This is a genomic window from Rhizobium leguminosarum, assembly GCF_001679785.1.
In the GTDB taxonomy this organism is placed as follows: domain Bacteria; phylum Pseudomonadota; class Alphaproteobacteria; order Rhizobiales; family Rhizobiaceae; genus Rhizobium; species Rhizobium leguminosarum_R.
The window spans coordinates 829844-842418 of the sequence record NZ_CP016287.1 but is presented as its reverse complement, the minus strand read 5'-3'; the positions used below and the strand labels follow the sequence as shown (position 1 = coordinate 842418).

Annotated in this window: 12 protein-coding genes and 1 pseudogene; 7 read left to right on the top strand and 6 right to left on the bottom strand. The window is 60.8% G+C overall.

Annotated elements, in window-relative coordinates; genetic code table 11:
- Positions 1-340 precede the first annotated feature (340 nt).
- The 6 genes and pseudogenes from BA011_RS46355 to BA011_RS28350 form a co-directional block, all read right to left on the bottom strand.
- Positions 341-493: pseudogene (locus BA011_RS46355) on the bottom strand (malate dehydrogenase); the annotation flags it as partial.
- Between the two features lie 128 nt (positions 494-621).
- Entirely contained in the window at positions 622-1701 is a 1080-nt protein-coding gene (locus BA011_RS28370; protein WP_028744028.1) for a quaternary amine ABC transporter ATP-binding protein, read from the bottom strand.
- Positions 1694-2581 (bottom strand): ABC transporter permease, encoded by an 888-nt coding sequence (locus BA011_RS28365; protein WP_017956864.1) that lies wholly within the window; start codon positions 2579-2581, stop codon positions 1694-1696. Before BA011_RS28365 ends, BA011_RS28370 begins: the two co-directional genes overlap by 8 nt.
- Before the next feature lie 94 nt (positions 2582-2675).
- Positions 2676-3677, bottom strand: a complete 1002-nt coding sequence (locus BA011_RS28360) for an ABC transporter substrate-binding protein (RefSeq protein ID WP_017956863.1) — start codon at positions 3675-3677, stop codon at positions 2676-2678.
- Between the two features lie 67 nt (positions 3678-3744).
- Positions 3745-4539, bottom strand: a complete 795-nt coding sequence (locus BA011_RS28355; RefSeq protein ID WP_065283266.1) for a pyrroline-5-carboxylate reductase family protein — start codon at positions 4537-4539, stop codon at positions 3745-3747.
- An 11-nt stretch (positions 4540-4550) separates the two neighbouring features.
- Entirely contained in the window at positions 4551-5180 is a 630-nt protein-coding gene (locus tag BA011_RS28350; protein ID WP_029871401.1) for a TetR/AcrR family transcriptional regulator, read from the bottom strand.
- A 147-nt stretch (positions 5181-5327) separates the two neighbouring features.
- Between BA011_RS28350 and BA011_RS28345 the strand changes: the two genes are divergently transcribed.
- The 7 genes from BA011_RS28345 to fghA all read left to right on the top strand — a co-directional run bounded on the left by BA011_RS28345 (position 5328) and on the right by fghA (position 12573).
- Positions 5328-7364 (top strand): NADH:flavin oxidoreductase, encoded by a 2037-nt coding sequence (locus tag BA011_RS28345; RefSeq protein WP_065283265.1) that lies wholly within the window; start codon positions 5328-5330, stop codon positions 7362-7364.
- A gap of 48 nt (positions 7365-7412) precedes the next feature.
- Positions 7413-8018 (top strand): dimethylsulfoniopropionate lyase, encoded by a 606-nt coding sequence (locus BA011_RS28340; RefSeq protein WP_065283264.1) that lies wholly within the window; start codon positions 7413-7415, stop codon positions 8016-8018.
- Positions 8019-8037: 19 nt separating this feature from the next.
- A complete protein-coding gene (locus tag BA011_RS28335; protein WP_065283263.1) occupies positions 8038-8787 on the top strand; it encodes an electron transfer flavoprotein subunit beta/FixA family protein in 750 nt (249 codons plus the stop codon).
- Between the two features lie 25 nt (positions 8788-8812).
- The gene (locus tag BA011_RS28330) at positions 8813-9742 is read left to right on the top strand and encodes an electron transfer flavoprotein subunit alpha/FixB family protein (protein WP_065283262.1); all 930 of its coding nucleotides are present in this window, start codon (positions 8813-8815) and stop codon (positions 9740-9742) included.
- A 15-nt stretch (positions 9743-9757) separates the two neighbouring features.
- Positions 9758-10453: a dimethylsulfonioproprionate lyase family protein gene (locus tag BA011_RS28325; RefSeq protein ID WP_027664588.1), complete on the top strand. Its 696-nt coding sequence runs from the start codon at positions 9758-9760 to the stop codon at positions 10451-10453.
- 152 nt (positions 10454-10605) lie between these two features.
- Positions 10606-11733 (top strand): S-(hydroxymethyl)glutathione dehydrogenase/class III alcohol dehydrogenase, encoded by a 1128-nt coding sequence (locus BA011_RS28320; protein WP_065283261.1) that lies wholly within the window; start codon positions 10606-10608, stop codon positions 11731-11733.
- Positions 11734-11736: 3 nt separating this feature from the next.
- The gene (fghA, locus tag BA011_RS28315) at positions 11737-12573 is read left to right on the top strand and encodes an S-formylglutathione hydrolase (RefSeq protein ID WP_065283260.1); all 837 of its coding nucleotides are present in this window, start codon (positions 11737-11739) and stop codon (positions 12571-12573) included.
- The last annotated feature ends 2 nt before the right edge of the window (positions 12574-12575 follow it).

Below are 12575 nucleotides of genomic sequence, written 5' to 3'. Positions count from 1 at the left end.
CGAATCCCTTCCATCCTTTTGGGGGTGATGGGATGGACGGGCTTGGCTTTGGGACCGCAAACCATCATGGTCACGGTCGGGTTTCATCTTACTGTTCCTTAGCTGTGGAGCAATTGTCGGGTCCCGATATTGTCGGCCAACCGGCTTTTCGTGACGCAGTCTGGACTGACCTTGCGCAAAATGTATATGGACCAGCGTCGCCGAAGCCGCCTGTTCCGCGCAATGAACTGCGCGAAGTGGATAGAGATCTTTAGGTTCTCATTGGGCACGAACGATGGGACGCGCCGGCATGATGCGGCACGCGCGATGCATTCGGTTCTTTGAGCTGAGCGATGATTTCTCACTGAAGGCACAAGCGACGGGTCGTTTCCAACACGCCGATGTCAACGTCGAGACTATCAGTTTCCGTGACGCTCGCGGGCTTCGCTCTGTCCCCGGGGATACGGACCCCCTTGGAACGCAGCCGTTCCAATTGGGCCTTGGCGCGCTCCGGACCGGCGAAAACAGACACGAGAAGAGTTTTGACATCGTCACCCCCAGGGGTCAGACGGCCGACTTCCCGGTTCCGGAGATGGCGATGTGCCTCGCCAACGAAGCGGAAAGACGGCCGCATTTGGAGCGTCAAAGTGCGACCGAGAGAGCGCTATCGCGTCGGGGAGCCACCTCTTGCGAGTTCACCATCGCGCCCGCGAGCTGGCGGAAGGTGACAAGACCCAATGCTTCCCCGGATGGTGAAACCACCCTGGCATCGTCGTGCGCCGCCGATGCCAGGATCCGGACGGCGTCTTCGACGGTCGTGCCGGATGCGATCGTCAATCCGCCTGGGACCGCTCCGGAATGCAGGGGTGTCATGACGGCATCGACCTGGATGACCCGGCCTCGATTGACCTCCTTGACGAAGTTGGCGATGTAGGCGTCGGCCGGACGCAGAACGATGTCCTGGCTGGTGCCCTGCTGGATGACTTCGCCATCGCGCAGGATCGCAATCTGGTCGCCCAGCCGAAGGGCTTCGTCGAGGTCATGGGTGATGAAGACGATGGTCTTCTTGATCTCCTTCTGAATGTCGAGAAGGACCGTCTGCATATCGGTGCGGATCAATGGATCGAGCGCCGAATAGGCCTCGTCCATCAGCAGAACCGGCGCATCGTTCGAGAGGGCTCGCGCCAGGCCGACGCGCTGCTGCATGCCTCCCGATAGCTGGTTGGGATATTTGCTCTCGAAGCCCTTCAGGCCGACCCGCTCCAGCCAGCCCATGGCGACGTCGACGGCTTTCGAGCGCTCCATGCCCTGCACTTCGCGGCCGAAGATAGTATTGTCGAGAACGTTCCGGTGCGGCAGAAGCGCGAACTTCTGAAACACCATTGCCGTCTGGTGCCGGCGAAACGTCCGCAATTCGGTCTCGTTCATTTTCACGACATCGACGCCGTCGACAAGCACTTCGCCGGCGGTTGGATCGATCAGACGGTTGATGTGGCGGATGAGCGTCGATTTGCCCGAACCCGAAAGGCCCATGATGACCTGGATGCGGCCCGAGGGTATCTCGACATTGATATCTTTCAGGCCGAGCACGTGGCCGTGCTTTTCGTTGAGCTCGGTCTTCGACAATCCCTTTTTGACGGCATCGACATGAGCGCCAGGATTGGGACCGAAGATCTTGTAGAGGTGGCGGATCTTGATGCCGCCGAAACGTTGATCAGCCATGGACGATCTCCCGATGCTTCTGGAGCCGTTTGCCATACGCCTGGCTGACCCGGTCGAAGATGATGGCAATGCCGACGATGGCAAGGCCGTTGAAAATACCCAGGGTGAAGTACTGGTTGGCGATCGCCTTCAGAACCGGCTGGCCAAGGCCCTGGACGCCGATCATCGAAGCGACGACCACCATGGCAAGCGCCATCATGATAGTCTGGTTGATGCCGGCCATAATGGTGGGAAGCGCCAGCGGCAACTGGACCTTGAACAGCTTCTGCGAACTCGACGTTCCGAACGCATCGGCTGCCTCGAGCACGTCCTTGTCGACCAGGCGGATGCCGAGGTCGGTCAGCCTTATCATCGGCGGGATGGCGTAGATGACGACGGCAATCAGTCCCGGCACCTTGCCGATGCCGAGCAGCATGACGACAGGGATCAGATAGACGAAGCTCGGCATGGTCTGCATGACGTCGAGGATCGGATTGATAACGCGCTGCAGCCGGTCGGAACGCGCCATCAATATCCCCATCGGAATGCCGATGGCGATGGAGAGCACGGTACAGACGAAGATCATCGAGACCGTCCGCATCGTATCGTCCCACATGTCGAAATAGCCGATCAGCAGCAGCGTGACGAGACAGCCGAGGACGATCTTCAGGCTGCGGCTGGCAAACCATGCGATGACAAGGATGATTGCCGTAATGATCGGCCACGGCGTCTGCGTCATGAAGCGGTCGGCGGCGATCAGGAAATGCTGCAGCGGGGAGAAGAGGCTTTCGATCGCGTCGCCGTAGCTGCGGGTAAATGTACGAAAGCCGTCATCGATCGCCTTCTTCAGATTGCGAAGGGCGTCGTCATCCATATGCGGGAATTTATAAAACCATTCCATTCGGTTCCCCTTTTCTTCAAAGAGCCGTGGCAGTCTTTTTGATTTTATCGGCAGCGAGAGGCGGTGCGCTTTACGCGCACCGCAGTAGTCGGTGTTAAAGAGCAGCCTCGATCTTCGTGGCTGCCTCAGGCGAAACCCACTTGGTCCAGAGGTCCTTGTTTTCTTTGAGGAAGTGCTTGGCACCGTCCTCGCCGGTCGCCTGGTTGTCGGTCATCCACGCCATCAGCTTGTTGACCGTGTCGTTGCTCCAGGAGCGCTTCGTCAGGTAGTCCATGACCTCAGGGCCGACCTTTTCCGAGAAAGGCTTTGCAACGAGGGTGACGATCTTGTCGACCGGCCATGCATTCGGCTTCGGGTCGGGGCAATCGGCGACGGTATTGCAGCGCTTCCATTCGGCGGCGTCGTTCGGCACGCCGGCTTCCAGCTTGACCATCTCATACTTGCCGAGCAGCGCGGTCGGCGCCCAGTAATAGCCGGCCCAGCCTTCCTTGCGTTCGTAGGCCTTGGAGATCGAACCATCGAGGCCGGCAGCCGAGCCGGTATCGACGAGGGTGAAGCCGGCCTTGTCGGCTTCGAAGGCCTTGTAGAGCTGCGTGGTCACCACGGTGCCGCCCCAGCCCTGCGGCCCGTTGTAGATGGCGCCCTTCTTCGGATCCTCGGGAGCGGGGAAGAGTTCCGGATGCTTCAGCACGTCGCCGATGGTCTTGATGTCGGGATGGGCATCGGCCAGATATTTGGGAATCCACCAACCCTGCACGCCGCCATCGGGCAGCGGAGAGCCGACCTGGACGATCCGGCCTTCTTCCGTTCCCTTCTTGACGACATCGGGCAGCAGGTCGATCCATGCTTCTGGCGCGATGTCCGGCTGGCCCTTTTCGGCCATCGAGGTAATCGTCGGGACGGTATCGCCGACGGTGATTTCGGCCTCACAGCCATAACCCTCGTTCAAGATGAACTTGTCGAGGTTGGAGAGAACCTCTGCACTCTGCCAGTTCATGCTGGCGATGGTGACGGTGCCGCATTCGGCGGCGCTGGCGAAGGACGCCCCGCCGATCAGGCCGAACGTCAGACATGTCGATGCGAATAGTTTTTTCATTCTCGTTCCCTCTGTTTAGCGGCCGATTTTGCTGAGCGGGGCGCCGCAGGACCCACTCCAACGGTTGTCAGGAAGCGTCTCCCATACTCACCGATTTCTTGAATGCCGCCGATAGTCCCTTCGCGACCGAAGCGTCGAACCCCGCAACGCGCATGCTTTCGATGGCCGCCGCCGTGGTGCCGCGATAGCCGACAAAGGCTTGAACGACGTCGTCAGGACATTCGTCGCGGCGCTCCAGCAGGCGGCCGGCGCCTGTGATCACCGTGTTGACGGCGCGGCGCGCAATCTCCGCCGGCAGGCCATTTGCGACGGCGTCGCGCATCATGGCGGCCGCGAGCAGCGCCGGGAATGCCGGTCCGGACCCGGAAAGACCGGTGAGGTAATCAATGTCGCTTTCCCTTGCGACCTCGTCCTCAGATCCGCATGCCTGAAAAATCGCGCGGACGAGCGCCCGGTCGTCTTCGGTGACACCGCTCGCGCCAATCCACGGCGTATAGGACTTGGCCACTTCGGCGGCGGCATTCGGCAAAGCGCGGATAACGCGGCCGGTGTTGTGGCGCTCGGAAAGTGCGTCCAGACGGATGCCCGCCATGACTGAAATGACGAGCTTGCCGCCGGCATCGACATCAAGAGCATGCCAGTCATCAGGACGGACGGAGAGGACGATCACGTCCGAGCGGTCGGCAAGCGCCTGATTGTCGGTGGTCAAGAAAGAATTCGGGAAACGGTGTGGCTGCTCGCTGCGATAGGAGAGGGAGAGATTTCGAGGTTCGACCAGGCCGGCATCAAGGATCGAGCCGGCGATTGCTCCGCCCAGCCAACCGCCGCCGCCAATGATGCCGATCCTCAAGGAAACGCTCATCCCGGCCCTCCCTAACCCGGCCTGTACCCATGCCGCGAGAAGAAGCGATCGAGCTCCCTCTGCTGCGGCACTTCGCCGGTGTAGATCGCGATATATTCGGGAATCCGTTTCATGCGGACGGCGAGTTCCTCCTTGGCTTGCATAGAGATGTATCCGATCTGCACGAGGTAAGTTGTTCGCGCTCGGACATCCGATGTCGCTTCTGGTAGCCCGAAGCGGATAAACATCCGCTTGAGAGCTTCCAGGCGAAGCTGATCGGCTTGCCGGACCTCGGCGAGAATCTCGTCGGACTGCAGCGCCCAGCTGCGCACAGCGAATTCGAACCTGGCGTCGAACAGATCATTGTTGAGCCAGCAATCGAAGACGTTGAGCATCGCCTCGGCGAGCGATTCCGCGTAGGCTTCGGACTGCTTGACGATGTTGCCGGTGTTTTTGTCGCGCCAGCGCGCCACGAGCCCGGCCAGAAGTTCCTCCCGGTCCTTGAAGAACCAGTAGAAGCTCGTGCGCGAGAGGTTGAGCTTCTTTGCCAGGGGCAGAATTTTCACCGAATCCACGCCGGAATCCAGCAGAGAGTGGTATGCTGCTTCCAGCCATCCCTCCTGTGATCCGCGCCAGCCAGTGTCGTTCAAAGCCTGATCCATGGGCTATCTCCTATCAAATTGTGAAGCCGCGCACAAGAAAAATGTACATCAGTGTCGAAAACGACGACCCAGTTGTTTTCAATGTTGACACATATGTACATTGTGCTTAGCGTCTCCTCTGACGTTTTTAATCCGGAACCACGGCCCATGTCGAACGATCCCCTTCTTCAGCCCTACCAGCTCAAGCATTTGACGCTGCGCAACCGTATCATCGTGACTTCCCACGAACCGGCCTATCCGGAAGACGGCATGCCGAAGGAGAGGTACCGTGCCTATACGGTGGAGCGGGCAAAGGGCGGGGTGGCCTTAACGATGACAGCGGGCTCGGCGGCGGTTTCCAGAGACAGCCCGCCGGTCTTCAACAACCTGCTCGCCTATAAGGACGAGATCGTACCCTGGGTCCGGGAAATGACCGACGCCGTGCATGAAGAGGGTGCGGCGATCATGATCCAGCTCACCCATCTCGGCCGGCGCACGCGCTGGGACAAGGGCGACTGGCTGCCGGTCGTGGCGCCATCGCATCATCGCGAGGCCTCCCACCGCTCCTTCCCGAAGAAGATGGAAGATTGGGACATCGAGCGCATCATCAAGGATTTCGCCGACGCTGCCGAGCGCATGAAGGCAGGCGGCATGGACGGTGTCGAACTGGAAGCCTACGGCCACCTGATCGATCAGTTCACGTCTCCGCTCACCAACGAACTCGACGGTCCCTATGGCGGCTCGCTCGACAACCGTTTGCGCTTCTGCTTCGACGTCTTCAAGGCGATCCGGCAAAGGGTGGGGAACGACTTCATTCTGGGCGTGCGCTACACCGCCGACGAATGTCTTCCCGGCGGTACCGGCAAGGGCGACGGCATCGAAATCTCCAGGCGTCTGAAGGCAAGCGGCCTGATCGATTACCTGAACGTCATTCGCGGCCATATCGATACCGATGCGGGTCTGACCGACGTGATCCCGATCCAGGGCATGGCGAATTCGCCGCATCTCGATTTCGCCGGCGAAATTCGCGCCGCAACCAATTTCCCGACCTTCCATGCGGCGAAAATCCCTGACGTCGCCACCGCGCGCCACGCGATCGCCTCCGGCAAGGTCGACATGGTCGGCATGACCCGCGCCCACATGACCGACCCGCACATCGTCCGCAAGATCATCGAAAAGCGGGAAGACGATATTCGTCCCTGCGTCGGCGCCAATTACTGTCTCGATCGCATCTATCAGGGCGGGGCCGCCTTCTGTATCCACAATGCCGCCACCGGCCGCGAACTGACCATGCCGCATATCGTGGAAAAAGCCGACGCCAAGAAAAAGGTCGTCATCGTCGGTGCCGGCCCGGCCGGTCTGGAAGCGGCGCGCGTCGCCGGAGAACGTGGCCACCAGGTCGTCGTTTTCGAAGCGGCGAACAATCCCGGCGGCCAGATCCGCCTCACCGCCCAAAGCGAGCGCCGCAGGGAGATGATCAGCATCATCGACTGGCGCATGAGCCAGTGCGAGAAATACGACGTCACCTTCCACTTCAACACCTGGGCGGAAGCCGATACCATCGAGGCCGAGAACCCCGATGTCGTCATCATCGCGACCGGCGGCTTGCCGCATACCGAGGTTCTCGCCAGCGGCAACGACCTGGTGGTCTCGTCATGGGACATCATCTCCGGCGACGTGAAGCCTGGAACCAACGTGCTGATCTTCGACGACGCCGGCGATCATGCCGGCCTTCAGGCAGCGGAGTTTCTTGCCAAGGCCGGCGCCAAGGTCGAGATCATGACGCCGGACCGGTCCTTCGCGCCCGAGGTCATGGCCATGAACTTGGTGCCTTATATGCGGTCTCTTCAGAAGCACGATGTGACCTTCACCGTCACCTACCGTCTCGAAGCCGTCGAGAAGAGCGGCAACCAACTCGTCGCCCATGTCGGCAGCGATTACGGCGGGATCGCCAGGCAGCAGAGCTTCGACCAGATCGTCGTCAATCATGGAACCATTCCGCTCGACGAGCTCTATTTCGAGCTGAAGCCCAGCTCGAGCAATCTCGGCGAGATGTCGCACGACCAGCTTCTTTCCGGAGAACCCCAGTCCGTCATTCGCAATCCTGACGGCAAGTTCCAGCTGTTCCGGATCGGGGATGCGGTCGCCGCACGCAACACACATGCCGCCGTCTATGACGGGCTGCGCATCGCGAAAGATATCTGATCGCAAGAGCGGACCGCTTGCCGGCCGATCGTCTCCGGAGGTGATGACATGAGTTTACGCAATGAAAGCCTGCAGATTTTCGTGGATGCGGCTTTCGTGGCTTTTGACCAGTTCGCCAAGGCTCCGGAAGCCCGCCGCTCGATCCGTCAGATTTTTGCAGCGCTGGAGCGCCCGGGAGCCGCGCGTGCGGGAGAGGGAAGCCGATTGCCCGTGTGCGCTCAGCTTGATGTAGCGCTCTCGATCGATACGTCCTATCCTTCGCTGACACGATTGATCGACGGGTTCAAAGGCATCGAGCCAATGCTTGAATGGCGTCGGCGCACCAAGTATGACCACACGGCCAGCGACAATTTTGTCGATGGGCATGCCAATGCGATGATTATCGGCCCGGGAGGATTGGAGGAGCGGAGCGACCTGTGGTTCGGCGTGACGTTGATGGCGCCTCAGGTGCGCTATCCCGACCACGTTCATGCGCCAGAGGAGGTCTACCTCGTACTGTCCGAGGGAGAGTTCCAGCAGGGGGAAGGGGACTGGTTTTCGCCTGGTATCGGCGGATCCTTCTACAATGTCCCCGACATCAAGCATGCCATGAGGTCGCTCGACACGCCGCTCTTCGCCTTTTGGGCATTACTTGCCGAACGGCCAGCAGTTTAGAAATAAAGGGGGGTTGCCCATGAAAATTCTCGTGCCCGTCAAACGGGTTGTCGACTACAACGTGAAGATCCGGGTGAAGCCGGATGGCACGGGTGTCGAGCTTGCCAATGTGAAGATGTCGATGAACCCGTTCGACGAGATCTCGGTGGAAGAGGCGCTGCGGCTGAAGGAAGCCGGCAAGGCTGAGGAGGTGGTGGTCGTCTCGATCGGTCCTGCCAAGGCCGAAGAGACGCTGAGGACCGCACTTGCCATGGGCGCCGACCGGGCGATCCTCATCGAGACCGATGATCAGATCGAACCGCTCACCGTCGCCAAGATATTGAAGGCTGTGGCCGACGTTGAACAGCCGGGGCTGATCATCGTCGGCAAGCAGGCGATCGATGACGACAGCAACCAGACCGGCCAGATGCTGGCTGCACTGATGGGAGTTGCCCAGGCAACCTTCGCCTCGAAGATCGAGATCGGGGATGGCAAGGCTCAGATCACCCGCGAAGTCGATGGCGGCCTGCAGACGATCGAGATCAAGCTGCCGGCGGTCGTCACCACCGATCTGCGCTTGAACGAACCACGCTATGCCTCGCTGCCGAATATCATGAAGGCGAAGAAGAAGCCGCTCGACAAGAAGACGCCAAGCGATTTCGGTGTCGACACCACGCCGCGTCTCAAGGTGTTGAAGACCGAGGAGCCGTCGGGCCGCAAGGCCGGCGTCAAGGTCAAGTCGGTCGCCGAACTGATCGACAAGCTCAAAAACGAAGCCGGCGTGCTGTAATCAGCTTGGAACAGGAGCCATCATCATGACCATTCTTCTTCTGGCTGACCACGACAATGCCAGTCTGTCCGACCAGACCGCCAAGGCGTTGACAGCTGCCGCAAAGATCGGCGGCGATATTCACATTCTGGTCGCCGGCAAGGCTGCCAAACCTGCTGCCGAACAAGCGGCCAAGCTTGCCGGCGTCTCCAAGGTGCTGCTGGCCGAAAGCGACGGACTCGCCAACAATCTGGCCGAGCCGCTGGCCGACCTGATCGTCTCGCTGGCCGGCAGCTACGACACGATCATCTCTGCCGCCACCTCGGTCGGCAAGAACGTGCTGCCGCGCGTCGCTGCCCTGCTCGACGTCGCCCAGGTCTCCGAGATCATCGAGGTGATCTCGTCCGACACCTTCAAGCGGCCGATCTATGCCGGCAATGCCATCCAGACGGTGCAGGTGAGCGATGCCAAGAAGGTGATCACCGTGCGCACCGCTTCCTTTGCCTCTACGCCGGAGGGTGGCTCGGCAACGATCGAGGCAATCCCGGCGGTTTCCGATCCGGGACTGTCGACCTTCGTCGGCGACGCGCTGTCGGCCTCCGACCGTCCGGAACTGACCTCTGCCAAGATCATCATCTCCGGCGGCCGGGCACTCGGCTCGGCGGAAAAGTTCAAGGAAGTCATCCTGCCGCTTGCCGACAAGCTCGGCGCCGCCGTCGGTGCATCCAGAGCTGCCGTCGATGCCGGTTATGCGCCGAACGACTGGCAGGTCGGCCAGACCGGCAAGGTGGTGGCGCCGCAGCTCTATATCGCCTGCGGCATTTCAGGCGCCATCCAGCATCTGGCCGGCATGAAGGATTCGAAGGTGATCGTCGCCATCAACAAGGACGAGGAGGCGCCGATCTTCCAGGTCGCCGACTACGGATTGGTTGCCGATCTCTTCGACGCCCTGCCGGAATTGGAAAAGGCGCTCTAGCGGGGGAGACCGAACGTGGCGCGCGTCGTGGGACGTCCAATCAAACCTGGTGCCGACCTTCTTCTCAACGATGACGAGAAGCCGGCATACATACGGCTGCACGACATCGGCAGAGAGCGGCGCTCTCGGCCACTGCAGGAATTCCTCAATGATGTTGGCGGGCTGATGCTGTCGGCGGAGGCTCCTGCCGTCGCCAGTTTCGTCGCGGGCAAGGTTCTCCAGAGGCTGCTCAAGACCGGCAAGGTGCGTCCGGAGGGCGGGCCTCTTCCCGGCGCGCCCGAAGGGCTGGATGACGCCATCGGCCATCTTGCAAAATCGGGACGGAAATACGAGGCGATCGCCAGCCAGTTCCAGAGCCTCGCCGATAAGCTGCTCTGGAGACGCGGCCGCTCCGGTCCGTTCGCAAGCCTGAATTTTGGCAATACGCACTCCCATGCGGTCTTGGTCGGCCCCGGCGGCATGGAGGAACGCGCCGATCTCAGGGTCGGCGTGATCTACATGGATCGCTATACAAGATTCCCCGATCATGTTCAGACGCAGCCCCGCGCCTTCATTCTGCTTTCGCCGGGCGAAATCCGCCTTGGCGATTCCGAGTGGTTCTCCGCCGGTGTCGGCACGGTCTTTGCGAACGACGCCGGGCAATCCTTCGCGATAAGATGCACAGCCCGGCCGCTGCTTGCGGTTTGGTGCCAGGTTGAGCGGGAGACGTGATGGGGTCTTTGGCGACAATGGGTCCGAGATGAACAAAAGCCCGAAGGCGAGAGCTTGAAGTCTCGGCGGTAACGCAGCGAAGCAGATCGGCGAGAAGCCGGTCGATCGGAATATGCAACATCAGAATTCAATTTAAGAGGAAGGATATCAAGATGGACGTTCGCGCCGCCGTTGCCGTTCAGGCAGGAAAACCGCTCGAAGTGATGACCGTGCAGCTGGAGGCCCCGAAGGCCGGCGAAGTGCTGGTGGAGGTCAAGGCGACGGGCATCTGCCACACCGATGATTTCACCCTGTCAGGCGCTGATCCGGAAGGTCTCTTCCCGGCGATCCTCGGCCATGAGGGTGCCGGCATCGTCGTCGATGTCGGCCCCGGTGTCACCTCGGTGAAGAAGGGCGACCACGTCATTCCGCTCTACACCCCGGAATGCCGCGAATGCTATTCCTGCACCTCGCGCAAGACCAACCTCTGCACCTCAATCCGCGCGACCCAGGGCCAGGGTGTGATGCCGGACGGCACCTCGCGCTTCTCGATCGGTAAGGACAAGATCCACCACTATATGGGCTGCTCGACTTTTTCCAACTTCACCGTGCTGCCGGAGATCGCCCTTGCCAAGGTCAATCCCGACGCGCCGTTCGACAAGATCTGCTACATCGGCTGCGGTGTCACCACCGGCATCGGTGCGGTCATCAACACTGCCAAGGTCGAGATCGGCGCGACGGCCATCGTCTTCGGGCTCGGCGGCATCGGTCTCAACGTGCTTCAGGGACTGCGTCTTGCCGGTGCCGACATGATCATCGGCGTCGATATCAACCCTGACCGCAAGGCCTGGGGCGAAAAGTTCGGCATGACCCACTTCGTCAATCCGAAGGAGGTCGGCGACGACATCGTGCCCTATCTCGTCAACCTGACGAAGCGCCACGGCGATCTGATCGGCGGGGCTGACTACACCTTCGACTGCACCGGCAACACCAAGGTGATGCGCCAGGCGCTGGAAGCCAGCCACCGCGGCTGGGGCAAGTCGATTATCATCGGCGTTGCCGGCGCCGGCCAGGAAATCTCCACCCGTCCGTTCCAGCTGGTCACCGGCCGCAACTGGATGGGCACCGCCTTCGGCGGCGCCCGCGGCCGCACCGATGTGCCGAAGATCGTCGACTGGTACATGCAGGGCAAGATCCAGATCGATCCGATGATCACCCACACCATGCCGCTCGAAGACATCAACAAGGGTTTCGAGCTGATGCACAAGGGCGAAAGCATCCGCGGCGTGGTCGTGTACTGAGCCATGAAGACGATCTCGACCGAAAATTCTCATGGCGGCACCCAGGGCGTTTACCTCAATCGCTCGGATGTCTGCGACTGCGACATGACCTTTGCGGTATTCCTGCCGCCGCAGGCCAAAGCACGGAAGCTGCCGGTTCTATGGTACCTTTCCGGTCTGACCTGCACCCATGCCAACGTCATGGAAAAGGGAGAGTATCGGCGTCTTGCCGCAGAACTCGGCATCATCATCGTGTGCCCCGACACCAGTCCGCGGGGCGATGCCGTCCCGGACGAACCTGATAATTGGCAGTTCGGCAAGGGTGCCGGCTTCTACGTCGACGCCACCGAGCCGCCATTCGCACCGAACTATCGGATGTACAGCTACGTCGTCGATGAATTGCCGGAGCTTATCGCGGCCGAGTTTCCAGTCGACATGACGCGACAGGGAATCTTCGGTCACTCGATGGGGGGACATGGCGCGATCACGATCGCGCTCAAGAACCCCGGACGCTTCGGCAGCTGCTCGGCCTTCGCGCCGATCAGCCATCCGTCGGTCTCCGGCTGGTCAAAGCCGGCATTCCAGAAATACCTCGGATCGGATGAAACGGCTTGGCGGGCATATGATGCCTGCTCGCTGATCGAAGACGGGCACCGGTTCCCCGAATTCCTCGTCGACCAGGGGACGGCGGATAACTTCCTGGAGGATGGATTGCGCCCTGAGGAGCTCAGGCAAGCCTGCGAGACGGCCGGCATCAGCCTGCGGCTTCGCATGCAGGAAGGCTACGGCCACTCCTACTTCTTTATTTCGACATTCATGGAAGACCATCTGCGTTGGCACGCGCGGAGGTTGGGAGACTGATT

Bases quoted from the DNA above. Each gene is read 5' to 3' on its own strand.
- BA011_RS28320 (WP_065283261.1), top strand. From the start codon at position 10,606: ATGGACGTTCGCGCCGCCGTTGCCGTTCAGGCAGGAAAACCGCTCGAA.
- BA011_RS28360 (WP_017956863.1), bottom strand. From the start codon at position 3,677: ATGAAAAAACTATTCGCATCGACATGTCTGACGTTCGGCCTGATCGGC.
- BA011_RS28330 (WP_065283262.1), top strand. From the start codon at position 8,813: ATGACCATTCTTCTTCTGGCTGACCACGACAATGCCAGTCTGTCCGAC.
- BA011_RS28350 (WP_029871401.1), bottom strand. From the start codon at position 5,180: ATGGATCAGGCTTTGAACGACACTGGCTGGCGCGGATCACAGGAGGGA.
- BA011_RS28345 (WP_065283265.1), top strand. From the start codon at position 5,328: ATGTCGAACGATCCCCTTCTTCAGCCCTACCAGCTCAAGCATTTGACG.
- BA011_RS28370 (WP_028744028.1), bottom strand. From the start codon at position 1,701: ATGGCTGATCAACGTTTCGGCGGCATCAAGATCCGCCACCTCTACAAG.
- BA011_RS28340 (WP_065283264.1), top strand. From the start codon at position 7,413: ATGAGTTTACGCAATGAAAGCCTGCAGATTTTCGTGGATGCGGCTTTC.
- BA011_RS28365 (WP_017956864.1), bottom strand. From the start codon at position 2,581: ATGGAATGGTTTTATAAATTCCCGCATATGGATGACGACGCCCTTCGC.
- BA011_RS28335 (WP_065283263.1), top strand. From the start codon at position 8,038: ATGAAAATTCTCGTGCCCGTCAAACGGGTTGTCGACTACAACGTGAAG.
- BA011_RS28355 (WP_065283266.1), bottom strand. From the start codon at position 4,539: ATGAGCGTTTCCTTGAGGATCGGCATCATTGGCGGCGGCGGTTGGCTG.
- fghA (WP_065283260.1), top strand. From the start codon at position 11,737: ATGAAGACGATCTCGACCGAAAATTCTCATGGCGGCACCCAGGGCGTT.